Genomic DNA, 24,521 nt, shown 5'->3' with positions numbered 1-24,521 from the left:
CCTAATTTGTTAGTGAATTTTTATTGCATCTTAAGCGAATCAACGAACCCTGTGAAATGCGTCGTAGATCATTGAAAACGCGCAAGCAATCGCACTTGATTCGCCAAAGTCGACCAGGTCATCATTCAGCGGGTAGTTGAAAACCCCGGAATGTCTAATCAAGTTGATGTAGGCCGGCTGGAGGTCATCGGCACGGTTCAATTCGGCTAACACTTCGCCTTCAATCGAATGGATTAACCACCAGGTAAGGGCTGCCCCTCGGTGCGGTGGCGGGTGACTATTGTGGCAATAATTGGTTCTGCTCGGGCAATTACTGCATCAAATTCGTTCATGTTGGTTAGGCGCATCATATTCTCCAAAGTGCAAACTACTGTATGTGCGTACAGTATAAACGCTTATCGAGTTTTTGCAAAAATCCCGCGCAAAGTGCGTCATTTTGCGTCAACCCGTTGCAGCCACTTTCCCCGCACACCCCGCGCCGCTTGGGGGCTTGGCGTTTTTGCGAAATGCGTTAAAAGCAGCGCATTTAACGAAGCCGGCAGGCGTGGGGGGGACTGGTGCGGCATGGTGCTGATGAGGTAATTGCTTTGCCCGCTGAACATCGTGGTGGCAAAGCCCGTTGTGCCGTCAACGGTAAGCGTCAGGCTATCGAACGGGTAATCGTGTCTCCGAAAATCAACACGATGGAATCAAGATCTCCTTGCGTACATCAGTCATCCACCGACTCCGGCATCACAGACGAATGGTGATTTAAGATCTTCCAATCGCTGTCGACCTTCTTATATACGTAGGTATAACGCGCGTGGACTTTTTTAGCCTTGCCGTCTTTCGTCAGGTTGAATGTATATACCCCGGTGTCGAGTGCCGCGTTGTCGCCGAGGAAACGGATTTGCCGATAATTGATTGTCCCTTGCGGTTTCATCTGCAAGAACTTTACGAAATAACTCTTTATCTCGGCAGGCGTAGTCCGAACCTCGTTTGATACAGTCGGCTCCAATACAGCGTCGGCTGCGTACAGCTTGGTAACCTGATCGGCGTTGCCAGTGGCAAGAGCCGCATTCCATCGATCGAACAGCGCGGCAACTTCGGCTTCGCGAGAATTCGTCGGCGCCGCAGCTACTTCGCGGTAGACCCTTGGCGTCTCGACATTTTTTGCGTATACGGTGGTACTGATAAGCAGTGCTGTGATTACTAGGATTTTTTTCATGTTGCCCTCTAAAAAAACAATCGGAGTGCCGCAGCAATGGAAGCGACGACGAGTGAAGTATGGATATGAAATCGCCAGTTGAAATCAGCTGCTTGGGGGATGGATACTATGCCGATTGGCATATAATTCAGCTACCGACGACAAATAGATTTTTTTAATGAAGACACCTGCTGACCAATCCGATACACCTCTGAATGCCAGGGCTGCGCGCGTGCGGTATCGCCATGCGGAAGGCAGCGCCACGCGGTTGCGTTTATTGGCCGATGCTGGCGGGGCGCTCGCTGTGGACGGCAATCAAGCAACAGCTCTCGCGATAATTCTCGGTAAAGCGCTTGAATTGCTGTCGGTGGAAGACGGCGTATTGCTCTTTGTGAAGGACGACGGATTGCACGTTTATGCCGGGCAAGGTCCGGTGCCCCCTGTCGGCGCTCGCCTGGCAGTCAATGGGGCATTGCGTACCCTGTTACAGGATAGGCAGTTGCCGCTAGTCCGGCAGGATGTACAGAGCAGCTTGCGAATCGGCCGCGAAAAGACGGTGGGACTGGAAGTATTGATACCACTGTGCTTTGGCGGCAAGAACGTAGGAGCGCTAGCGTTGATCAGCGCACGTCAGGTACCTTCGCCACATGCCGACGATCTCGCTACGCTGCAAATCCTCGGCACCATGCTAGCGATGGCTCTGCTCGTGACAAGCAAGCCTGCAGCTCGTATTTCAGGAAACAAGGCAGCCGAGCTGAAAACGCTTACGGCGCGCGAACTGCAGGTTTTTTCGTTGATGCCTCGCGGCCTGACCAATGCTGCGATGGCCGAACAACTCGGCATTGCCACCGGCACCGTCAAGATCCACGTCGAGCGTATCCTGCACAAGCTTGATCTCAGGGATCGCACCCAAGCCGCCGTCTGCGCAGCGGACTATGGACTCGACGCATGAGAAAATTTTACCGAGGCTGGAAAGATTGGTCGCTTACGTTCAAAAGCGGTGCAATCATCGCTTCGTCGCTCATCATGTTGCTAGGTTCAGTGATCACCAGCTACAAACTTGAACAACAAACTGCCGACTCGACCGCGGAGATGCGCCGCACGCTGAAAGTGCAATCCGATATCCAATCACTCCACACACTATTTGCTGAAGCTGCGACCGGGGTAAGGGGTTTCCTGCTGACAGACCGGGACGATTTCCTGGCGCCATACAATGCGGCCGTGGCACAACTTCCGGTGACCATTTCGGCATTGCAGGCGAACGTGCGTGATCCGGTTCAAGTGGCGCGTCTAGGACGCGTGCTATCTTTGATACAACAAAAACTCGCCAGCCTGGACGTGCTGCGCAATCTGGATGGCGCAACTCCTGATGATTTGCGCACCCAGTTGTTGGCTGGCAAAAAAATTCTCGACGAATTGCGTACACAGATTGGCGCGATGACTGTGCGTGAATCGGAGTTGGTAGAACAGCGCACTGCTGCCGTTCAAGATGCGCTGCATCGCAACCTGCTGATGAATCTGGCGACTATTCTGGTCGGTATCATCGGCGCGAGCGCCATGTTGATGTTCATGATGCGCGTGGTGCGGCGGGTGCGGTTCGCTGCAGACAATGCAGAACGACTGGCGCGCGGCATGCAGCTTGAGCCGACCGACGCTGCAGCCGACGAACTTGGACAACTTGCCGAGCGCCTGCATAAAGCCAGTCTGCTGCTGGCCGACCGTGCCGCCGCGGCGCAGGCTGCAAGCCAGGCAAAAACTGAATTTTTGTCCCGCACCAGCCATGAACTGCGGACTCCATTGAATGCCATTCTGGGTTTCGCGCAACTGCTGGAGGACGATCAAGCCAATATCCGCGCCAGGGAGAATGCAGCACAAATCACTCGAGCCGGCCGGCATTTGCTGACACTGATCAATGAAGTATTGGACATTGCTCGCATCGAGGCCGGTAAATTCTCCATCCAAGTACAGCCGATTCAGCTTGCGTCATTATTAGCGGAAGCACTCAATTTGGTTGCGCCGCTCGCCGCTCAGCGTAAGATTCATTTAGATCAGCTTGTATGCCCTGATCAACTGGCCGTGCTGGCAGATCGCCAACGCCTGATGCAAGTATTATTGAACCTGTTGTCCAATGCAATCAAGTACAACTCGCCAAATGGACAGGTACGCATTCAAGTTGCTGCATATGGCGATACGGTTAGTGTCGCTATAGAGGACGATGGTCCAGGGCTTTCCGCCGATTTGACGGAGCGCCTGTTTACGCCGTTCGACCGCCTGGGGGCGGAGCGGGGAACTAGCGAAGGTGCTGGATTGGGCTTGGCGGTTTCGAAAAGCCTGATGCAAGCGATGCACGGTGACATCATTGCCGATAGCGTCCAGGGAAAAGGAACCGTATTTACACTTAGCTTGCCTCATTCGGTACGGCCCGCACAAGCAATACCTGTGGTTACAGTAGGAACGCCTGCCGTTCATCCCCTGGAACCAACCACGACGCGTACCGTGCTATGCATAGAACCCGATGCGTCCAACCGGGCATTGATCGAGACATTGGCAGCACGGCGGCCGCATTGGCGCCTGTACACGGCGAGTACCGGCCAGGAAGGCTTGCAGCTTGCGCGGCAATGTTTGCCGGACGTGCTGCTGGTGGATATTCTTTTGCCGGATTTGAGCGGAGAGGCGTTATTGCACGCGATAGGCGGCGATGCAGTCCTGGCGCAGATTCCTGTAGTGATCCTAAACGGAGACAAGGATTCAGCGGCGATCTCGCTGCTGAACGATAGCGCTATTGCAGGCTACCTGGCCAAACCGCTTAATCTGCAACAATTCTTTAAACTGCTCGATTGGATTATCCAATGAATGAAGACGATTTACTTTCTTCGCGCGTGCTAATCATTGATGATCAGCCTGCGAACCTGCGTCTGCTGGAAGACTTGCTCACGCGGGAAGGCTTGACCCACGTTGTCAGCACGACCGATGCGCAACGGGCATTGGATCTGTATACTGCGTTCGACCCCGACTTGATCATATTGGATCTGATGATGCCGGAGCTTGACGGCTACGCTGTGCTTGAACAGCTGAAGCGCCGTGGCGATCCATACGACTATCGTCCAGTGTTGGTTGTCACCGCGGACGCAACGACGGAATCGAAGCGCCGTGCGTTGTCGCTGGGAGCAAAAGATTTTTTGACCAAACCTTTCGATACCATCGAGGCGATGCTGCGCGTGTGGAATCTCCTGGAGACGCGCGCGCTATACAGGCGACTGCAAGTGTTGTCACCGGGTGAGTCTCCAGCTCCGATTAGGTTTCAGAGCCGCCCGCTTGCAGAAGACAGTATCATCCGCCGGCTCGAAGGAACGGAAACAGATCCCGATCATAAATAATACTGCGATTTTCCCTTTGCACTTCGACCTCGATCAGGCAGTTGGTAAATGGATCTCTTCGCACATTCTGTCATGACCGAAAGATTGGAAAATAAAATTTCACGAACGAGGTATTTGATACACTCATCCACAGTTTCTCATTCAGAAAAATAGTTCCTGGACTCGGCGCAATGTCCGATCAGCATGAGTGTTATGAAATCGCTTTAAAGTCAAATTGAGGAAATAGAAAAAATGAAAAATGGCGACGGGAAAAATGTTCGGCTTCTCGAATATATCTTAGAGCAGGGGATTTTTGCGAGTAGATGGATTCTTGCACCGGTATATGCAGGGCTTGCATTGAGCTTGTTTTTGATAATGTTTAAGTTCGCGCAGAAAAGCTGGTCAATGGCGACACATTTGATATCCATTAGCCTGGATGACACAATTCTGGGAATTTTGTCCCTTATAGATCTCTCTTTAATGGGAAATTTATTGTTGATGATCATGTTTGGTGGATATCAGAATTTTGTTTCCAAACTAGAGTTGCGTGGACATGAAGATACCCCTGACTGGATTGGTCACGTTGGATTTGGCGACTTAAAACTTAAGCTTATGGGCTCCATCGTAGCGATTTCCGCAATTGAGTTGCTCAAGGGATTTATGTCCGTTGAAACAGCAAGTGATCGTACGCTCGGATGGGAGATCGGAATTCATATGACATTTGTTTTATCAGCGTTATTTTTAGCAATTATGGATGCGTTAATGGCAAAGGTGCGTGGCGAAAAATAGAACTGCTTCCAGGACGAGTGACGTATTTTTCTTACACTTTCTGCAGGTGTTTGATTTTGAGTCAAGCCGTTGCATCCAATTCCCCCACGAACTCCGCGCAGTTTGGGACTTGGCGTTTTTGCGAACTGCATTAAAAGCAGTGCCTTTAATGAAGCCCGCAGGCGTGGGGGCTGCCCCGCGCAGGGTGTGGTGGGGCATTTTTTGCAGCAGCAGGCGATGCATCTTAGATGCAAAAAAGCCGCTCATAGAGCGGCTTAAATCGATGCAGGTGGCGCGTAAAGTTGGCATGTATGTCAGGCCTGTGCTTGGCATACCGACCCTTATCGAGAGTTTGTACGTCCGGAAACAGGCTGTTTAATAAAATGGTGTTGCATGTCACCGGGTTCAGCATTCATGCCGTTGATCATCCCCAGCACCCCAGCTTTGCCGCGCTGATCCAGATTGCGATAGCCGGCCAGCAAATCTTTTTCGAATTGCGTTAATGCAGACGCGGCCTGTTCTCCCGTCAGGATGTACTGCACATCCACTCCAATAGCGGCCAACGCCCGCAAATACACCGCATCCGGTGAACGCTCGTTTTGCTCATACAGCGTTTGCGCACGTCGCTTCAGGCCACCCACGGCCGCAAAATCGTCCTGATTCATTGCCAGTCGCAGCCGTTCCTCTTTGAGGATTTCACCAATTGATCTCATTTGAACTCATTTTTAGTAAAGTGATGTGCCGGTATTATGCCTTCATTTGGAGGGTATGTGTGGTAACTAAGGATTCATTAAGTGTCATAAGGTATCTTAAGGAGTCATTTGTAGTCGTTTGTAGTCACTATCTTTTTAACACGATCTCAAATAAGAGCTATATAATTATGCAACTTAACAACCACACCGACTCTCCGCATGAAAAGTGTTGCTCCCCGCCGTTCCCCTGAAGATTGTCTGCTGGCACCGACCAGCGTGCGCCTGAGCACCAAAGAACTCGCTACCGTTGAGGAAATTTCTGAGGCCATCGGGCGTTCTCGCGCTTCAATTATCCGCCGCCTGATTGTGCGTGGCATAGAGGCTTATCAGCTCGATCCACGGCATACCATCATTGATCGAATGAACTTCGCGGCGTGGACCGCCAAAAGAGCAGAAGCTACCGCGCTGGTCTCTGCTTCTGTGATGGCAGATAACGATAGCTGAACAGGATTTTTTAGGCGACGAAGGCGATCAAAATTACAAAATCGCCTCTGCTGACGAAAGTAGCGTCAGCGATGCAAAAGAGTCGCGCAGTAACGGACATTCATCTTTAATCAAAGAAAACCCAACGACAGTGATCGCACGTCGTTCCAGGCTAAACAAAGAACATTCAATGAGAAATATTGGTTTGCGCTGTCCCCATTGCTCGATATTGCCGCGTGCCGTTAAAAGCCGTCCGATGTCGGCTTTGATGAAAGAAATCACCTATATGTGTCAGAACCCCGAATGTGGATTCTGCTTTGTCGCGAGGCTTGAAATCGCCCGGACCTTGTCTCTTTCGTCCATTCCCAAGCCTGGTGTCGACGTGCCGCTGTCGCAACATATCAACTGGTCTGCCATTCAGCAACTACCCTGAGCCCCAGCGTGCCGATGATCCACCCCACCATCCTGGCGCCGCCGTAATCACGGCCTAAGCAATTCCATTAATAAGTAAGCCATTTGTCACGCCTGTCAGCAGGCGTGCCGGCTTTGCACATTCTGAATAAAACAAATAACGTCCATGCAGCCCCATTTTATGCACAACATCTCTCACTTCATTTCCTGTTTTTCTAGCCTCTCAGTCCTTGGAAGGACATGGTTGCGGCGCCATGCAATGCGTTCATTGATATGCAGTGCATCTGAGCCTAGGACGGTCCGTGATGTGGTGATATTCATGCCGTCCGTAGTCATTGTCGAAGCCGGTTAATCGCCATGAATCTATCTTTACATGCTGACATCCACGCCCGTCTGGCTGAATTCAATTTCAAGCCGGAAAAGCAGGGCTATCTGCGAAGCGGCACTTGCCCTCAGTGCCAGAAAAAAGAGTTATACGTCAACGCCGACCATCCCTGGATACTGCGTTGCGGTCGCCTGAACAACTGCGGTTGGGAAGGGCACGTCAAAGAACGCTATCCGGAATTGTTCGACGACTGGAGCAAGCGCTATCAAACGCCGGAGGCAAGCAATCCGCAGGCCGCCGCCGACGCCTATATGCAACATGGTCGGGGTTTTACTCTGGCACGAGTGCAAGGCTTATATAAGCAGGAGAGCTATTACGATCCAGAACTGAAGATCGGCAGTGCCACGGTGCGCTTCCCTGTCGCGGACGGCTATTGGGAGCGCCTGATCGACAAGCCGCAGCGCTTCGGCAAGAAGAAGGCACGGTTCAGCTTTGGCTCGCATTACCAGGGCAGATTCTGGTCGCATCCGTCGCACAGCCTGCAGACCGTCAAGGAGCTCTGGATTGTTGAAGGCATCTTCGATGCCATCGCCCTGGAGCATCATGGTATTGCGGCGGTATCGATCATGAGCTGCAACAATTATCCCGCCCAGTCGCTACAGGATCTGTGTGATGCACGTGGGAATCAGGATTGCCGCCTGGTGTGGGCGCTCGATGGCGATGCCGCTGGTCGCAACTTTACGACCAAGCACATTGAGCGTGCCAGGGAAGCCGGGTGGGAGTGCACCGCTGCGCAAATTCCGCAGAACGATAAAGTCAAACTGGACTGGAACGATTTACATCAGCGCGACAAATTGACCGATAAGGATATCGAGAACTATTTGTATCACGGTGCCTTGTTAATTACCGGCAGCGCCAGTGAAAAAGCCTTATTGATGTATGGGAAAGACAATAAGTTGGAATTCGACTTTAGTTTCCGCAATCGCCTGTTCTGGTTTGATCTGAACCTGGTCGAATACAACAAGGTCATGGAGCAATCGGATAAGGATGATGCTGACTGTCGCCTGTCTGAGGCTGCCAAGCGGGAAAAAGCGCTATTCGCCAGCCATGGCATCCGTCCTATTGCCAATTGCAATCCGACGCCACTGTATTACCAGAAGAACGAATTGACCGACGAAGCCTGGTATTACTTTCGGGTAGATTTCCCGCATGACGGCGCATCGATCAAGAATACATTTACCAGTGCCCAGATCTCCAGCTCAGCGGAATTCAAGAAGCGCCTGCTCGGTATCGCTCCTGGTGCGATGTTCAGTGGCACCAGTGCGATGCTGGATCGCATGATGGAGCGTGACCTGTTTCACATCAAGCGGGTCGAAACCATCGACTATATTGGTTATAGCAAGGAATACGGCTGCTATGTACTGGACGATGTCGCCATCAAGGATGGCGCGCTGCATGATATCAATGGTGAGGATTTCTACGATCTAGGGCGCATTTCCGTCAAATCGTTGAATCGCTCGGTGACCCTCAAAATCAATCGCGATCCGGATGGTTACACTACTGAGTGGGTGGATCTGCTCTGGAAAGCCTTTGGCGCAAAGGGAATGGTCGCCTTGACGTTCTGGTTCGGTGCATTGTTCGCCGAACAGATCCGGGCGACGCAAAGCTCTTATCCCTTCCTGGAGGTAGTCGGCAAGGCCGGCGCCGGCAAGTCGACGTTGATTGAGTTCCTGTGGAAGTTGTTTGGCCGCATTGGCTATGAGGGCTTCGATCCAAGCAAATCCAGCTTGGCGGCGCGCGCGCGTAATTTCTCTCAGGTTTCTGGTTTGCCCGTGGTGCTGATCGAGTCCGACCGGGAGCGCATGGATGGTGAAAAGAGCCACGTCAAATCGTTTGACTGGGATGAGCTCAAGACCGCCTATAACGGAAGATCAACCCGTGCGCGGGGTATGAATACTGGCGGCAACGAAACCTATGAACCACCGTTCCGTGGCGCGATTGTGATTTCGCAGAATAATCCGGTCAATGCCTCGGAGGCGATTCTGTCACGGATTGTTCATCTGTATTTTGACCTGACCACGCAGACATCGGAATCCGGTGAAGCGGCTGATGCTCTGAAGTTCATGCCAGGTGAGAACGTGTCCGGCTTCATTCTGGCCGCGACAAGGAAAGAGAAGGAAATCATGGCGACCGTTGCCGAGCGCACGGCAGTCTATTTGAAAGAACTGCGGATGCGTCCGGAGATCAAGATGCCGCGCCTGGTGGAAACCCATGCGCAGATGCTGGCGCTGACCGATGCGCTGGCACTAGTGATCAAGCTGACACCGGAACAGCAAAGGGCGATGCGAGAACAGATCATCACGATGGCTGGGGAGCGGCAGCAGGTGATTAATGATGATCATTGCCTGGTACAGGAATTTTGGGAAGCGTTCGACTACCTGGACAGCAATGACATGCATCGGTTGAATCACTCACGCGACCCGCAATTGATCGCGGTGAACCTGAATCATTTTGTGCAGATTGCCGCTGAGCGTAGGCAGCAGATTCCTGTGATTGGGGATCTCAAGAAAGTGTTACGGACCAGCCGCCGGCGCAAGTTTCTTGACGTGCGCGTGGTCAACAGCCAGATTCGTGCAAAAGAAAGCCTCAGGGCCAGTACCGCCATGAAATGCTGGGTATTCCAGAACGACAAACCGACTATCTAATTGAATTCAATCTAAGGAAAATTTTATGAAGCAATACAGCAATTTAACAAGTATGAATGCAAAGGTGTTTGAATGAGTGACGTAGAATTGATTACTAAATTGGCCGATGCGCTGGCAAAGCATTTCAAACCAAGTATCCCACTGGGAATTGATCTGTGGGACATTGCGACCATTGGACAGTATTTGAAAAGGGACGCTGCAGTGGTGCGTGAACGTATCGCTTGTCTGCCGGATTTTCCGAAAGCGATACGCCTGCCATCCAGTAAGGGCAGAGCGCATCCCTTGTATAAAGCTTCTGAGGTTATCGGCTGGTCCGAGACTTATAGAGAAAAGCGTTAGTCCAGAAGCTCGGCCAGCTTTTCGGCTGTTTCATTGTAGTAAATCTGCAGCATGCGTAGATCACGGTGCCCGACCATTCTGGCAAGCTCCAGGACATTGAGTTTTTTTGCCAGCCGAGTGATGGCCTCATGCCGGGTATCGTGAAAGGTCATTCCTTCAACTAAGCTCTTCCCTCTTGCCTTGCGAAACAGAGCATCGAGCGACGCCGACGTGAGCCCAAACAGTGGCTCCCCTTCTTGTGGCGTTGGTAAGAACGACAGCAATTCAATTGCTCTGGTCGATAGGGGCACATCGCGCTTAGTGCCATTTTTTGTCATCGGTAAAATTGCAACCCGACCAGAGATGTTCTCAGGTCGTAGTGCGCATATCTCACCGGCCCGCATTGCAGTCTCTATGGCAAACAGAAAAGCGACGGCTACCGCTTGATTTTTTGAGCGGACAGGCTCGTCGTCAAATCCCAGGGCCAGGCACAAACGGTCAATTTCATCAGCGGAAATGCGTCGATCGCGCGGCGCCGGGTTCTTCGGCCGGTGTACACCTTTTGTTGGGCTGTCACCCATCCATCCCCACTCTCGCTGAGCAGTAGTGAATACATGCGACAGCAAATTCAAATCACGATTGACTGTTGATCCAGTCACCGTTTTTAGTCTTGAATCACGCCATTGACCGAGGAAATCTGATGTCAGCTCATTGAGTTTGACGTCGCCGAAGATGGTTTTTCCAACGACGGTTTTGGTCATTCCGGATAGGCGTAAGGCTTCCCATCGAAAACCACGCTTAGTACGCGAAACCTCTTTTTCGTATCGCTCAAAGGCGTCGCGGCAGGTTTTGCCAACGACCATCCCAGTTGCTGCTTCGGTGCGAATCTCGGTTTCGCGCATAGCAGCCCATGCTTGTGCCTGGGCTTTGGTCGCGTAGGTTCCAGACTCACGTTTCCCTTTTATTGCAATTTGAACCCGCCAGCCACCTGCACACTTTACGATTGATGCCATATATCCTATTCCCCCTAAAAAACGGTGCCAATTACATCACGAAACTGGGGGGTCGTTGGGTAAATTCTGGGGAATCGATATCAGTAATTAGTGGTTATTGGTGGTTTTTTGTAGATTGGGACCGGAATGAAAAAACGCCGCAGAACCATGTATTTACTTGGTTTGCGGCGTTTTATGACGATTTCCAGAAATATCTCGTGGTGCCGGAGAGAGGAGTCGAACCCCCGACCTCTTCATTACGAATGAATTGCTCTACCAACTGAGCTACACCGGCACTGCTGTCGCGAGAGATATCGCAAAAGCTGACAATGATTTTATCAGCAATCAATCAAAAGTGAAGCCTAGTCAATGCAGGTCTTGGTCGAGGTCTGCAGTGCGCTGCGGCCGACAGCGATAGATTTCGCGATAGGCCTCCAGCCGTAGCTGCAACGCCGCATGGCGCAGCGGGTTGGGGGTGAATGCCTCGCGTTGCGGCGGCTTGGCGCAAATGATGGCTTCCTTGCTGGGCTGGTCATTGGCCGCCAGCCACGCCAGGCGGGCTGCGCCAAGCGCGCCGCCGGTTTCGCTGCCGATATGGGTCACCATCTTGACGTTCAGCGCATCGGCGATCAGCTGCGCCCAGTAGGGGCTGCGCGAGCCGCCGCCTACCAGCGACAATTCCGTGACTTCGGTGCCGGCCGTGTGCAAAGCGTGCAGGCCGTCGGCCATCCCGAAGCTGACGCCTTCGATCACGGCGTAGCCTAAGGCGGCGCGACCGTGGGCATGCGACAGGCCGTGGAATATGCCTTGGGCGTAGGGATCGTTGTGGGGTGTGCGTTCACCCGACAGATAGGGTAGGAACAGCGGGGCGTTTTCCAGTTCTGCCGGACTGAGGGCGGCAATTTCGTTCAGCAGGGTGGCTTCGTCGACGCTGACCAGGCGGCAGAACCAGCGCAGGCAGCTGGCCGCCGACAGCATCACGCTCATCTGGTGCCAGCGGCCCGGCAGGGCGTGGCAGAAGGCGTGCACGGCTTGCGCTGGATTGGGACGGAAGCGGTCGTTAACGACGAACAGTACGCCGGAGGTGCCTAGCGAGATGAAGCCGTCGCCGGGATTGACCGCGCCGATGCCGACTGCGCTGGCGGCGCCGTCGCCGCCGCCGCCGGCGACGATGACTTTTGGCGACAGACCCCACGCCTTGGCGACTTCAGGCAGCAACGTGCCGGAAGATTCGCCGCCTTCCACCAAGCGCGGCATATGGGCGCGCCGCATGCCGGTGGCGGCCAGCAGTTCGTCGGACCAGTCGCGTTTGGCGACATCCAGCCACAAGGTGCCGGCGGCGTCGGAGGGTTCGGAGACTTTATGGCCGGTGAGAAGCAGGCGCAGCCAGTCCTTGGGCAGCAGCACGGTTGCCATGGCGGCGAATATTTCAGGTTCATGGCGCGCCAGCCACAGCAACTTGGGGGCGGTAAAGCCGGGCATGGCGAGGTTGCCGGCGATTTGATGCAATTGCGGCGCACGCGCGGTCAGTTCGGCGCACTGGCTGATGCTGCGCAGATCGTTCCACAGGATCGCGGGCCGCAATACTTTATCTGCGGCGTCGAGCACGACTGCGCCGTGCATCTGACCGGACAGGCCGATGGCGCGCACTTCGCCGAACTGTTGCGGCGCCTTGGCGCGCAGCTTGGCGATGCTGTCGCCTGTGGCCTGCCACCATTGCTCGGGATCCTGTTCCGACCAGCGCGGCTGCGGCCGCGAGACATTCAGTGCGGAAGCGGCGTCGGCCAGCAGATTGCCGGCCTGGTCCATCAGGACTACCTTGACTTCCGAGGTCCCCAGGTCGATGCCCAGATACATTTTTCAATTCCTCTACGCGTATGACGTACGGCGCAAGCAGCATGCAGCGGACAGATCGGTTCAACGCGGTTCTGTCCCGATCTGCCCCGATAGCGCCGTGTTATTCGAATCAGATCAATTTTGCTGCGCCAGCCAATCCTGGACCCGGACCACGGCTTCGCGCAGCGGCAACTCAAGCTGTGCGCTGCCGGCTAGTGTGCCCCATAAGGCGGTGTCGGCGCAATAGGCGCGCAGCGGGTCGGCGCCGGCCAGCATGGTGCGGGTGGCAGCGGCGTCGAACACGCCGTCCTGGTAGGCATAGGGCAGTTCGCCCTTGGCCCAGCGCTGCAGGAACAGGAAGAACAGTGCGGGCAGGACTAGCGTGGCATGCGGCACCACGCCGCGCGCGATGCATTCCTGCAGGGTGGGCACGATGAAACCTGGAATCTTGGAGAAGCCGTCGGCGGCGACGCGCTGGTTGCTGTCCTGAATATTCGGATTGCTGAAACGCTCCAGCACGGTGTCGCGGTAGTTTTCCAGGTTGAGCGGGCTCGGCGTCAGGCAGGGGATGACGTCTTGCGTGACATAGTCGAAGGCCATCTTGCGGATGTCCGGGCGGGCGCAATCCTGGTCGATATAGTCCAGTCCGACCAGGGTGCCGGCCCAGGCGACACAGCTGTGGGTGGCGTTGAGTATGCGGATCTTGGCTTCTTCATAAGGCAGCACCGATTTGACCATTTCGACGCCGACCTTTTCCAGCGCCGGGCGGCCGGCGGCAAAGTCGTCCTCGATCACCCACTGGATGAAAGACTCGGCCATGAGCGCGCAGGGATCAGGCGCGCCGCAGGCTTGCGCCACGCGCGTCCGCACTTCGTCGGTAGGGCGTGGCGTGATGCGGTCGACCATGGAATTGGGGCTGCGGGTATGCGCGCTTACCCATTGCTTCAAAGATGTCTCGCCGCGCAGTTCAAGAAACTGCAGCAGGCCGTCGTGAAAGCGCTCGCCGTTATGGCGCAGGTTATCGCAGTTGAGCAATGTCACCGGGCCGCCATTGGCAGCCGCGCGGGCGCGAAGGATGGCGCTCATGGCGCCGTAGACGGTGTTCAACTCGCCTTGCAGGTCAGCGGCCAGGTCGGGGTTGGCGGTATCGAGGCGATGATGGTGATCGAGATAGTAGCCGCCTTCGGTGACGGTGAAGGAGATCACCTTGGTGCTGCTGCGGGCGCCGATGGCGGTCAGTTCCAGCAGCGAAGCATCCCACGGTACGATGGTCTTGATCGAACGGATCACTTCATAGCTGCGGACACCGCCGGGCGTGACGGTTTCCAGCGTATAGGCACCGTCCTGCCGCTCCAGCGCATCCAGCAGCGGCGTCATGTCGTCACGGATGTTGGCCAGCGCCAGCGACCAGCTATGGTCGCCGCTCTCCATCAGATGATGCAGATAGACCGCCTGGTGCGCGCGGTGGAAAGAGCCTGCGCCTATGTGCAGCCAGACCTGTTCGGATCCTGAGAGAGCGGAGGAAGCGACTTGCATGATGAGTCCTGATAAACAATAATAAAACGAATAATAAAAACAAATAATAAAAGCGTAGTACTCGATAACCGGCTTGCTGGCGCCGGCCTTATGCCACCTGGGCCGCTGTCCGGCCCTGATCCGTCGCTGCCGTGCCGCCTGAGCCATCCAGCCGGCGCAGGGCGCGGCCGCTCTGGTCGAACAGATGGCAGCGCTGCGGGTCGGCGGAGACGCCGATCTCACTGCCGCGCTGCATGCTGACGGTATCCGCCACGCGCAGCACCAGCGGCTCCTCGGATGCGGTCGAATCAGCGTACAGGTAGGAGAAATCGCCGAGCGCTTCCAGCACCGTGAATTTGGCTTTGAGCATCGGTGTCTTGGCATCCAGCATCAGGTGTTCGGCGCGCACGCCGATGCTGACCGCGGCGCCGATCTGCAGGCTGCTGCCGTCCACCGCGACTGACTGGCGGCCGCCGCTGGCCAGTTCCACCAGCACGCCGTTACCACCGATGGCGACCACTTTGCCGTCGATGAAATTCATCTTGGGCGAGCCGATGAAACCAGCCACGAAACGGTTGGCCGGATGATGGTAGAGCTGCTGCGGCGAGCCGACCTGCTCGATGCGGCCGGCCGACAGCACCACGATCTTGTCGGCCAGGGTCATGGCTTCGATCTGGTCGTGGGTGACGTAGATCATGGTGGTCTTGAGTTCATCGTGCAGCCGCGAAAACTCCAGGCGCATCTTGACCCGCAGCGCCGAATCCAGGTTGGACAAGGGCTCGTCGAACAGGAATACGCTGGGCTCGCGCGTGATGGCGCGGCCGATGGCGACGCGCTGGCGCTGGCCGCCGGACAAGGCCTTGGGTTTGCGGTCCAGCAGATGGTCGATATGCAAGGTCTTGGCCGCCTTCTGCACGGCGGCGTCGATCTCGGCTTTCGACTTGCCGGCGATCTTCAGGCCGAAGGCCATGTTGTCGTACAGTGTCATGTGCGGGTACAGCGCGTAGGATTGGAACACCATGGCGATGCCGCGCTTGGCTGGCGGTACGTCGTTCATGCGCACATCGCCGATGAAGAGATCGCCGCTGCTGATGTCCTCCAGGCCGGCGATCATGCGCAGCAGGGTGGATTTGCCGCAGCCGCTGGGGCCGACGAAGACGACGAACTCGCCATCGTCGATATCCAGATTGATATCGCGCATGACTTCATTGTCGTCATAGCTCTTGATGAGGTTCCTGATTTTTACGCCTGCCATGATGCTCTCCTTCTGCTTATTTTTAAATTACTCTCAAATCACCGTCTAGGTGAAAACTGAATGATGGTGCTAAGCAGCCAGCAGGGCGGGCAGCTGCTGCATGTTGTCGAATACCCGTTCGGCGCCGGCCGCCAGCAGGCGCGCGGCGGCCTGGCCGCGGTCGTGGGCGACGCCGGTAAAACCAAAGACGCGGATGCCGGCGGCGACTGCGGAACGGACTCCGGTGACGCTGTCGTCGACGGCGATGCAATGCCTCGGCGCGACCTGGAAGCCGGCCGCAGCCGCCAGATAGACATCCGGCGCCGGCTTGGGCGTGCCCATGTCGTGGCCGCTGTGGATATGGCCCTCGAACAGTTCCAGCAAGCCGCAGCGGCGCAAGCCGGCATCGATGCGCAGCAGGCTGCTGTTGCTGGCGACCGCCTTGGGCAAGGGAATCGCCGCCAGCACCTCGATCACACCCGGCACCGCGGTGACCTCTTCGCTGCATGCACGACTGACAGCCAGGTTGATGGCGTTGTAGTCGGGCGCCAGCAAGCCGAGGCTGAACTGGGCATTGAGTTCATCCAGCAACTGGTTGGTCATCATGCCCAGCCGCTCCGCAATCGCGCCATGCAGTGCCAACTCCAGCGCCAGTTCGGTCTGGCCGGTGCCTTGCGCCAGGCTGCGCGGCAGGTAGCTGCCCAGTTGCCGATGCAGGACCGCCAGCGCGATGCTTTCGCTATCCAGCAAGACGCCGTCGCAGTCGCAGATCAGGTGCGTGATGTGTTGGTTGATTGCGGTATTCATCATCGCCGTCATTTCACCGCGCCAAAGGTCAGGCCGCGCACCAGCTGCTTCTGCGCCAGCCAGCCGAGCACCATGATCGGCGCGATCGCCAGCAGGGAGGCAGCGGACAGCTTGGCCCAGAACAAGCCTTCCGGATTCGAGTAAGAAGCGATGAACACGGTCAGGGGCGCGCCGTTGACGCTGGTCAGGTTGATGCTCCAGAACGCTTCGTTCCAGGACAGGATGATCAGCAGCAGCGCGGTCGAGACCAGCCCTGGCATGGAGGTCGGCAACAGCAGGTAGAGCATTTCCTGCCAGGCGTTGGCGCCGTCGATGCGTGCTGCTTCCAGGATTTCCTTCGGGACGTCGTTGAAGTAGGTGAACGCCATCCACACCGCGATCGGCAGGTTGATCAAGGTATAGATGATGGTCAGGCCGGTCACGGTATCGAGCAGGCCGCTGTTCTTGGCCAGCAGGTAGATCGGGATCAGCACGCCGACCGCAGGCATCATCTTGGTCGACAGCATCCACAGCAGCAGTTTTTGCGTCTTGGCGGTCGGGAAGAAGGCCATCGAATAGGCCGCCGGTACAGCGATCAGCAAGGCCAGTATGGTCGAGCCGAGCGAGACGATCAGCGAGTTGCCGACGAAGCTCATGTAGTTGCTGCGCGCCAGGACTTCATGGAAGCTTTCCAGTGTCGGCCAGAAAATCAGGGTCGGCACGTATGCCTGGTGCTCGGTCTTGAAGGCGGTGATCGCCACCCAGAAAATCGGGAAGAACAGGACGATGGCGCAAGCCCAGGCCAGCACGCCCAGCCACAGGGGATTCTTGCGTTTCTTGTTTTTCAATGCGCTCATTTTTCGTTCGCTCCTTTCAGGTTCTTGGCCATCATTCGCACCAGGAAGAACGAGACGATGTTGGCCAGCACCACGGCGATGATGCCGCCGGCAGAGGCGATGCCGATATCGAACTGCTGCAGGCCGATCGAATACACCAGGTAAGCCAGGTTGGTGGTTGCCGTGCCGGGACCGCCGGCGGTGGTAGTGAAGATTTCGGCGAAGATCGACAGCAGGAAAATGGTTTCGATCATGATCACCACCGTGATGGCGCGTTTCAGATGCGGCAGCACCACATACCAGAACACACGCACCGGTCCGGCGCCGTCCAGCTGCGCCGCTTCTTTCTGCTCCATGTCGAGCGACTGCAGCGCCGTCAGCAGAATCAGGAAGGCGAACGGAATCCATTGCCAGGCGACGATCATGATCACCGACAGCATCGGATACTCGGCCAGCCAGTCGACCGGCTCCAGGCCGACCAGGCGCATGGCCCATGCCAGCAGGCCGTAGACCGGATGCAGGATCATGTTTTTCCAGATCAAGGCAGCCACGGTCGGCATCACGAAGAAGGGGCCGATTACCAGCAGACGGGCGATGCCGCGGCCGAAGAAGGGCTGGTCGAACAATACCGCCAGCAGGGTGCCGCCGACCACGCTGATGACCAGCACCGAGCCAATCAGCAGCAGCGTGTTGAGGATCGACGGCCAGAACGCCGGATCGCTCAGCAGGAAAGCGTAGTTGTCCAGTCCGACGAAACCGGTCGCTTCTGGCATCATCAGGTTGTAGCGGATAACCGAGAAGTACAGCGTCATCGCCAGCGGCACGATCATCCAAAGCAGCAGCAACAGCACCGAGGGTGTCTGCAGCAGCCGCACCGGCTTGAACTTGCTGGCGCTGGGCCGCGCCGGCACGGCCGCGTTGGCGGTCTGGGCGAATGGGGTGGACATGATTTACCTCTTGCAGTTGTTCGCGCCGATTGGCGGGAAGGGTAGAGTGGGCACCTTGTGCCCACGCGTGGATATACTCGGCGTATTTGCCTGCGTCGCTGCCGCCTGAGTCTGTACTCCGGCTATTGCGGTCACGCGTGGGCACGGGGTGCCCACCCTACGGATTACTTACGCATTTACTTGATATAACGACCTTGACGCATCACCCGGTCCGCCTGTGCCTGCGAGGTCTGCAAGGCGACGTCGACAGTCGACTTGCCCGCCAGCGCACCGGCAATCGCCTGGCCGACCACTGTGCCGAGCGACTGGAACTCCGGGATCGTCGCAAACTGGATGCCGGTATAAGGCACTTTCTGAGCGGTGGCGTCTTTGGTGTCGGCAGTCTGGATGGCGCTCAGGACGAAATCGGAATACGGCGCCGCCTTCTTGTAGTCAGGCGAAGCGTAGGTCGACATGCGGGTGCCAGGAGGCACCAGGCCCCAGCCCTTTTCCTTGGCGACCAGCTGGATGTATTCCTTGGAGGTGGCCCAGGCGGCGAATTTCTTGGCGGCGTCCTGCGACTTCGACGATTTCGGAATCGCCAGCGACCAGATCCACAACCAGTGCGCGCCCTTCGGCGTGACGGCTACCGGCGCCGGTGCAAAGGCCACCTTGCCGACTACTTTCGATTCCTTGCTGCTGTAGATCATGCCGGCCGCTACGGTGGCGTCGATCCACATGCCGCATTTGCCGCTGGAGAACAGCACCAGGTTTTCATTGAAGCCGTTGGAAGTGGCGCCTTGCGGGCCATATTTGCGCAGCAGGTCGACATAGGTGGTGACGGCGTTTTTCCACTCTGGCGTATTCAGCTGCGGCTGCCATTTTTCATCGAACCAGCGGCCGCCGAAGGTGTTGGCCATAGTGCCGATGATCGCCATGTTTTCGCCCCAGCCGGCGCGCCCGCGCAGGCAGATGCCGGCAATGCCGTTTTTCTTGTCGTCGAGCTTTTCAGCGAAGCCGGCGATGTCGGTGTAGGTCGGATGCTCAGGCATCGTCAAGCCCTTTGCCGCAAACAGGTCCTTGCGGTAATAGGTCATCGAGCTTTCGGCGTAGAACGGCAGGGCGTACAGCTTGCCGCCTTCGGTCAGGCCATCGTGCACGGTCTTGATCAGGTCGCCTTCGTCGTAGCTGGCAGGCAAGCCTTCCATCGGCGACAGCCAGCCTTTCTTGGCCCAGATCGGCGCTTCATATGCACCGATGGTCATCAGGTCGAACTGGCCGCTGCCGGTGGCGATGTCGGTGGTGACGCGCTGGCGCAGGACGTTTTCTTCCAGCACCACCCAGCGCAGCTTGATGTCAGGGTTGGCGGCTTCGAAATTGCTGGAAAGTTTTTGCAGTTCGATCATGTCCGGATTGTTGATCGTTGCAATGTTGACGGTAACCGGTGCGGCCCAGGCGCTGCTGCAGAGCATTGCCATGGAAAGAGGGGCCAGGATTGCTGCAAACGAGCTGCTGCCGATGCTGCGACGTTTCATGTTTGTCTCCGTGGTAGGAATCATCAATTAGCCATGCCGACTTGTGCGGCTTCGCTTTGTCACTTTCCGCGGTATGCCGGTGGGCAACCCGAAAGCGCTTGTAACGCTGTCCCTTGTTCTGCATTTCCGGCATTTCGATGAAAATATTGAGCAAAAGACTTTTCGTTGAGCAAATAATCATTCATGATCCAAGCCATGTCAAGATTTTTTTTGCCGAATAAATCCCTGCAGAATGCTTATGTTGCGCTGCGCTATCTGGGACAATCCGTCATCGCATGCCGTACACAAGCCGTGCTTGCATTGCGCCGCAACAAGAGCGAATAGTTGCTGTGCGCCGAAGAAAAAGGACATCAAATGGCATCAAGAAATGAAAAACTGGATCTCGCGGCCCGCGCTGCGTGGATGTATTACGTGGTTGGCGAGACCCAGAACGAAATCGCTGACCACCTCGGCATTTCGCGCCAGATGGCGCAGCGGCTGGTGGCTTATGCGCGCGAATCGGGTCTGGTCAAGGTGCGGGTTGAGCATCCGGTGTCGGAATGCCTGGAGCTGGCAGCCGCGCTGCAGCAACGTTATGGCCTGACGCAGTGCCATGTGGTGCCGAGCGTGGGGTCGGTGGGCAATGTAGTGGACGACGCCGGCGTGCAGCAGATGCTGGCGGTGGTGGGGGCTGAGGTGGTCGAACGCTACCTGCAGCAGGAAAATCCGCTGGTGGTGAATGTCGGCTCGGGACGGACCTTGAAGGCGGTGCTGGAGGCGGTGAGTGAAATGGACCGGCCGCAGCATCGGATTGTTTCGATGGTGGGGGCGATTGCGGCGGATGGCTCGTCGAACCGGTATGACGTCGCGCTGACGGTGGCGGACAAGACGCAGGGGCGTTTCTTCTTGCTGCCGGCGCCGCTGGTGGCGGACAGCGCCGAGGATATGCGGCAATGGTGCCATCACCGGGTGTACCGCATCGTTGCGGATCTGGCGCAGCAGGCGGATGTGACCTTCATCGGGGTCGGCACGATTGCGCCTGGTTGTCCGATGCATGAGGATGGCTTTCTTACCGCGGCGGAGGTGGCGCAGTTGCAGGCGCACGGCGCGGTGGGGGAGATGATCGGGCATGCGATTGCGGGGGACGGGCGGCTGATTGCGTCGCCGATCGAGGATCGGGTGACCAGTCTGCCGCTGACCTCGCCGCCGTCGAAGCCGGTGATCGGGATGGCGGGCGGAGCCAAGAAGGCCGAGGCGATCCGGGCGGTGTTGCGGGGCGGGTGGTGGTCGGGTTTGATTACCGACGAGTATTGCGCGCGCTACGCCCTGCAAGACGATTAGCCAACCGTCAAAGCAGTCAAATGGGGTCGGAGTTTTTTTTCGCGGCTTTTTGCGAAAATTACTCTGACCCCATTTGACGGACTACGGAGTACAGGTCTTGGCATACTATGAACGGCCTGTGCGTTGCTAAAACTGCTGCTACTCCGTGGAAGCTTGCCGGGGGTAGCCCGGCAGCTAGTTACTTTTTCTTGCTTCGCCCCCTCGCCGGGCGCAAGAAAAGTAACCAAAAAGAAGGCGACCGCAAAGCCGTTGCCCTCCCTTCGGTCGGGTCCCCAAATCCGGCGCGCGGCAGCCGGGTGAGGGGCAAAACTCGCCTTCGGCTCAAACATGCCCCTCACAATTCCCGGCTGACACGCGCCGGATTTGGCAACGTCTCAATGCGGGGCACGTCAAAAGCAACCCCAGCGGCAACTTCAACAGCAACCTCAACGTCAAAACCGCGGTGCAATAGTCAATTGGGGTCAGAGTTTTTTTTCGCGTTCTTTGCGAAAATTACTCTGACCCCATTTGACGGACTACGGAGTACATGCCTTCGCATGCTAAGAATGGCCTGTGCGTTGCTAAAACTGCTGCTACTCCGTGGAAGCTTGCCGGGGGTAGCCCGGCAGCTAGTTACTTTTTCTTGCTTCGCCCCCTCGCCGGGCGCAAGAAAAGTAACCAAAAAGAAGGCGACCGCAAAGCCGTTGCCCTCCCTTCGGTCGGGTCCCCAAATCCGGCGCGCGCCAGCCGGGTGAGGGGCAAAACTCGCCTTCGGCTCAAACATGCCCCTCACAATTCCCGGCTGACACGCGCCGGATTTGGCAACGTCTCAATGCGGGGCACGTCAAAAGCAACCCCAACGGCAACTTCAACAGCAACCTCAACGTCAAAACCGCGGTGCAATAGTCAATTGAGGTCAGAGTTTTTTTACGACGGTTTTATCGTCGTAAATTACTCTGACCCCATTTGACGGGCCACGGAGCACACGCGATTTTTCGCAGCAGTTGCTGACACGGCGTTCACTTTATTCGCCAGGACGCTCGCGAAATTTGACCGGTTGTTCTTCTACTGTCGGAGCGCTTGTTCCGCAGCCGGTAGAGCATGAACCACACCCGCTGCCGCAGCCTCCTGCCGCTGCTGTCGGTTGCAGTTGTCCGCCGAGTTTGCGCAGCAAGGCTGGGCGCGACGACTGGCTTAGCGCGTCGGCCAGGTTTGCCTGCAGGCGCTGGCTGGTGGCTGGCATCAGGCGGCGGCAGGCGTAGAGCAGGCTGGCGATTACCGCCAGGCCGATGACCAGGGCCTGGACGATCAGGAAGGGCGTCATGACAGCAGCCTCGTGATTTGATAAGTCAGGAAAGCGGCCAGGTAGGCCAGGCCGAACAGGTAGGCAGTGGCGGCGGCGACTACCTTCCAGGAGTTGGTTTCGCGCCGCATCACTGCCAGCGTCGACATGCATTGCGGTGCAAACACATACCAGGCCAGCAGCGACAAGGCAGTCGCCAGCGACCATTGATGCGCAATCACTTGCCCGAGCTGCGATGCGATCGCATCTTCGCTACCGGACATGGCGTATACGGTTCCCAGTGCCGATACCGCGACTTCACGCGCCGCCATGCCAGGCACCAGCGCGATGCAGATCTGCCAGTTGAAGCCGATCGGTGCAAACACGTATTCCAGCAGATGGCCGATGCGGCCGGCCAGGCTGTAGTCGATGGCCGGCAAGGTGGCGCCTGCCGGCGGGCCGGGGAAGGTCGACAGAAACCACAGCAGCACCGTCAGCGACAGGATGATGGTGGTGACGCGGCGCAGGAAAATCAGCGCGCGCTCCCACAAGCCGATGGCGATATTGCGGGCGCCGGGCAGGCGATAGGAGGGCAGCTCCATCAGCAGCGCATGTTCGCTCTTGTCCTTGCGCACGCGCTTGATGACCCAGGAGACTGCCAGCGCGCTGACGATGCCGGCCACGTACAGCACGAACAGCACGATGCCCTGCATATTGAACAGGCCCCATACGCTGCTGTTGGGAATGAAGGCGGCGATCAGCAGGGTATATACCGGCAGGCGTGCCGAGCAGGTCATCAGCGGCGCCACCAGGATGGTGGTCAGGCGGTCGCGCGGATCCTGGATGCTGCGGGTGGCCATGATGCCGGGAATCGCGCAGGCAAAGCTCGACAGCAGCGGGATGAAGGAGCGGCCGGTGAGGCCGGCCTTGAACATCATGCGGTCCAGCAGGAAGGCGGCGCGCGGCAGGTAGCCGGATTCTTCCAGCACCAGAATAAAGAAAAACAGGATCAGGATCTGCGGCAGGAACACCAGCACGGTGCCGAGGCCGCCGAAGATGCCGTCGCTGATCAGGCTGCGCAGCAGGCTTTCCGGCATGGCGGCCGCAACCCAGGCGCCGACCGCGGCGACGCCGGCCTGGATCGCTTCCATCAGCGGCTGCGCCCAGGAAAACACGGCCTGGAAAATGAAGAACATGATGGCCGCCAGCATTGTCAGTCCGATCACGGGATGGAGCACCCAGCGGTCGATGGCGTCGTCGATCATCGAGGTATTGCGCGGCATGGTGACAGCGGCCGCCAGCATCGCCCGCACCTGCGCATGCAGGTCGTCGTCGACGGTTCCGCTCGCCATGGCCGGTGCGCCGGCCTGGTCGATGTGCCGGATCAGATCGCGTGCGCCGCCGCTGCGCACCGCGACAGTCTCGATCACCGGAATGCCGAGGCGGCGCTGCAGTTCTTCACGGTCGATGACGATGCCGCGCTTGCGGGCGGCGTCCATCATGTTCAGCGCCAGCACCATCGGCCGGCCGAGCCGTTTTACTTCCAACACGAAACGCAAGTGCAGGCGCAAGTTGGTCGCATCTGCCACGCACACCACCAGGTCAGGCAATGCTTCGCCCGGCATCTGGCCGAGGCAGACCTTGCGCGTGATCATTTCATCCGGACTGGTCGCTTCCAGGCTGTAGGCGCCGGGCAGATCGAGCAGCTGGAATACGCGCCCGGAAGGTGCGGTGAAGCGGCCTTCCTTGCGCTCGACCGTGACGCCAGCGTAATTGGCGACCTTCTGGCGGCTGCCCGTCAGCTGGTTGAAAAGGGCGGTCTTACCGCAATTAGGATTGCCGACCAGGGCGATGCGCAAAGAAGTGGTGCTGGACATATTGCGAGTGTAGTGCTTCGTAAGTAGTGGAGCTTCAGAAATGGTGGATTTTCGTGTCAGGCTAGGCGCAAACCGGAGCGATAGCGGGGCTATCGCGAGGATTTGCAACGACGCATGGTGCGAAAAGCCGCCGTTTATGAAGTTTCATTATTTGCGAAG

The 24,521-nt window shown here is 57.0% G+C and carries 21 protein-coding genes, 1 tRNA gene and 1 pseudogene; 9 read left to right on the top strand and 14 right to left on the bottom strand.

The annotated features are described in order from the left end of the window. Positions 1 to 39: 39 nt before the first annotated feature. Together CPter91_RS27770 and CPter91_RS18530 are read right to left on the bottom strand one after the other, a co-directional pair. Positions 40 to 243, bottom strand: a pseudogene (locus CPter91_RS27770) (DUF2471 family protein); the annotation flags it as partial. Positions 244 to 709: 466 nt separating this feature from the next. Continuing rightward, positions 710 to 1,207, bottom strand: coding sequence for an SgcJ/EcaC family oxidoreductase (locus CPter91_RS18530; RefSeq protein WP_061942755.1), 498 nt, complete (start codon positions 1,205 to 1,207; stop codon positions 710 to 712). Positions 1,208 to 1,364: 157 nt separating this feature from the next. Between CPter91_RS18530 and CPter91_RS18525 the strand changes: the two genes are divergently transcribed. The 4 genes from CPter91_RS18525 (at position 1,365) to CPter91_RS18510 (ending at position 5,331) form a co-directional block, all read left to right on the top strand. Next, positions 1,365 to 2,138, top strand: coding sequence for a helix-turn-helix transcriptional regulator (locus tag CPter91_RS18525; protein ID WP_061538637.1), 774 nt, complete (start codon positions 1,365 to 1,367; stop codon positions 2,136 to 2,138). Further along, a complete protein-coding gene (locus CPter91_RS18520; protein WP_061942753.1) occupies positions 2,135 to 4,039 on the top strand; it encodes an ATP-binding protein in 1,905 nt (634 codons plus the stop codon). Before CPter91_RS18525 ends, CPter91_RS18520 begins: the two co-directional genes overlap by 4 nt. Beyond that, positions 4,036 to 4,563 carry a response regulator gene (locus CPter91_RS18515; RefSeq protein WP_061942751.1) on the top strand — a complete coding sequence of 176 codons (528 nt, stop codon included), beginning with the start codon at positions 4,036 to 4,038 and terminating at the stop codon, positions 4,561 to 4,563. The genes CPter91_RS18520 and CPter91_RS18515 overlap by 4 nt, the downstream gene beginning before the upstream one ends. A gap of 231 nt (positions 4,564 to 4,794) precedes the next feature. Further along, positions 4,795 to 5,331, top strand: coding sequence for a TIGR00645 family protein (locus CPter91_RS18510; protein ID WP_061942749.1), 537 nt, complete (start codon positions 4,795 to 4,797; stop codon positions 5,329 to 5,331). Positions 5,332 to 5,651: 320 nt separating this feature from the next. Here the strand turns inward: CPter91_RS18510 and CPter91_RS18505 are convergent, their stop codons facing one another. Continuing rightward, on the bottom strand, positions 5,652 to 6,023 hold the full coding sequence (locus CPter91_RS18505; protein ID WP_061942747.1) for a helix-turn-helix domain-containing protein: 372 nt from the start codon (positions 6,021 to 6,023) through the stop codon (positions 5,652 to 5,654). A gap of 198 nt (positions 6,024 to 6,221) precedes the next feature. Here CPter91_RS18505 and CPter91_RS18500 point away from each other — a divergent pair, with 198 nt between their 5' ends. The 4 genes from CPter91_RS18500 to CPter91_RS18490 all read left to right on the top strand — a co-directional run bounded on the left by CPter91_RS18500 (position 6,222) and on the right by CPter91_RS18490 (position 10,265). Beyond that, complete coding sequence (locus CPter91_RS18500) at positions 6,222 to 6,506, top strand: ribbon-helix-helix protein, CopG family (RefSeq protein ID WP_061942745.1); 285 nt, start codon at positions 6,222 to 6,224, stop codon at positions 6,504 to 6,506. A gap of 169 nt (positions 6,507 to 6,675) precedes the next feature. Then, a complete protein-coding gene (locus CPter91_RS25900) occupies positions 6,676 to 6,918 on the top strand; it encodes an Ogr/Delta-like zinc finger protein (protein WP_082792994.1) in 243 nt (80 codons plus the stop codon). Positions 6,919 to 7,253: 335 nt separating this feature from the next. Continuing rightward, positions 7,254 to 9,926, top strand: a complete 2,673-nt coding sequence (locus CPter91_RS18495) for a toprim domain-containing protein (protein ID WP_061942743.1) — start codon at positions 7,254 to 7,256, stop codon at positions 9,924 to 9,926. A 72-nt stretch (positions 9,927 to 9,998) separates the two neighbouring features. Beyond that, on the top strand, positions 9,999 to 10,265 hold the full coding sequence (locus CPter91_RS18490) for a hypothetical protein (protein WP_061942741.1): 267 nt from the start codon (positions 9,999 to 10,001) through the stop codon (positions 10,263 to 10,265). On the opposite strand, the gene CPter91_RS18485 is transcribed toward CPter91_RS18490, so the two are convergent. From CPter91_RS18485 to CPter91_RS18445, 9 genes are all read right to left on the bottom strand, one after another. Then, positions 10,262 to 11,257 carry a tyrosine-type recombinase/integrase gene (locus CPter91_RS18485; RefSeq protein WP_061942739.1) on the bottom strand — a complete coding sequence of 332 codons (996 nt, stop codon included), beginning with the start codon at positions 11,255 to 11,257 and terminating at the stop codon, positions 10,262 to 10,264. The two genes, CPter91_RS18490 and CPter91_RS18485, sit on opposite strands and share 4 nt — an antisense overlap. 198 nt (positions 11,258 to 11,455) lie before the next feature. After that, positions 11,456 to 11,531 (bottom strand) — tRNA-Thr (locus CPter91_RS18480). Between the two features lie 71 nt (positions 11,532 to 11,602). Beyond that, positions 11,603 to 13,093: a xylulokinase gene (xylB, locus tag CPter91_RS18475; protein ID WP_061942737.1), complete on the bottom strand. Its 1,491-nt coding sequence runs from the start codon at positions 13,091 to 13,093 to the stop codon at positions 11,603 to 11,605. Positions 13,094 to 13,207: 114 nt separating this feature from the next. After that, the gene (gene dalD / locus CPter91_RS18470) at positions 13,208 to 14,608 is read right to left on the bottom strand and encodes a D-arabinitol 4-dehydrogenase (protein WP_061942735.1); all 1,401 of its coding nucleotides are present in this window, start codon (positions 14,606 to 14,608) and stop codon (positions 13,208 to 13,210) included. Between the two features lie 88 nt (positions 14,609 to 14,696). Then, complete coding sequence (locus CPter91_RS18465; RefSeq protein ID WP_061942733.1) at positions 14,697 to 15,842, bottom strand: ABC transporter ATP-binding protein; 1,146 nt, start codon at positions 15,840 to 15,842, stop codon at positions 14,697 to 14,699. A gap of 69 nt (positions 15,843 to 15,911) precedes the next feature. Further along, complete coding sequence (locus tag CPter91_RS18460; protein ID WP_236905855.1) at positions 15,912 to 16,631, bottom strand: HAD-IA family hydrolase; 720 nt, start codon at positions 16,629 to 16,631, stop codon at positions 15,912 to 15,914. A 5-nt stretch (positions 16,632 to 16,636) separates the two neighbouring features. Then, positions 16,637 to 17,464, bottom strand: coding sequence for a carbohydrate ABC transporter permease (locus CPter91_RS18455; RefSeq protein ID WP_061942731.1), 828 nt, complete (start codon positions 17,462 to 17,464; stop codon positions 16,637 to 16,639). After that, on the bottom strand, positions 17,461 to 18,390 hold the full coding sequence (locus tag CPter91_RS18450; RefSeq protein WP_082792992.1) for a carbohydrate ABC transporter permease: 930 nt from the start codon (positions 18,388 to 18,390) through the stop codon (positions 17,461 to 17,463). The genes CPter91_RS18455 and CPter91_RS18450 overlap by 4 nt, the downstream gene beginning before the upstream one ends. A gap of 176 nt (positions 18,391 to 18,566) precedes the next feature. Further along, the gene (locus CPter91_RS18445; protein WP_061946398.1) at positions 18,567 to 19,847 is read right to left on the bottom strand and encodes an ABC transporter substrate-binding protein; all 1,281 of its coding nucleotides are present in this window, start codon (positions 19,845 to 19,847) and stop codon (positions 18,567 to 18,569) included. Between the two features lie 411 nt (positions 19,848 to 20,258). On the opposite strand from CPter91_RS18445, the gene CPter91_RS18440 reads away from it, so the two are divergent. Then, positions 20,259 to 21,224, top strand: a complete 966-nt coding sequence (locus tag CPter91_RS18440; RefSeq protein ID WP_061946396.1) for a sugar-binding transcriptional regulator — start codon at positions 20,259 to 20,261, stop codon at positions 21,222 to 21,224. Between the two features lie 1,003 nt (positions 21,225 to 22,227). On the opposite strand, the gene CPter91_RS18435 is transcribed toward CPter91_RS18440, so the two are convergent. Beyond that, positions 22,228 to 22,527, bottom strand: coding sequence for a DUF6587 family protein (locus CPter91_RS18435; RefSeq protein WP_061942729.1), 300 nt, complete (start codon positions 22,525 to 22,527; stop codon positions 22,228 to 22,230). Continuing rightward, positions 22,524 to 24,362, bottom strand: a complete 1,839-nt coding sequence (gene feoB, locus CPter91_RS18430) for a ferrous iron transporter B (protein ID WP_061942727.1) — start codon at positions 24,360 to 24,362, stop codon at positions 22,524 to 22,526. The genes CPter91_RS18435 and feoB overlap by 4 nt, the downstream gene beginning before the upstream one ends. Positions 24,363 to 24,521: the final 159 nt, after the last annotated feature.

The sequence above is a fragment of the Collimonas pratensis genome (assembly GCF_001584185.1).
GTDB lineage: Bacteria > Pseudomonadota > Gammaproteobacteria > Burkholderiales > Burkholderiaceae_D > Collimonas > Collimonas pratensis.
The sequence above is the reverse complement of the archived record's forward strand: the minus strand, read 5'-3'. Positions and strand labels throughout refer to the sequence as shown.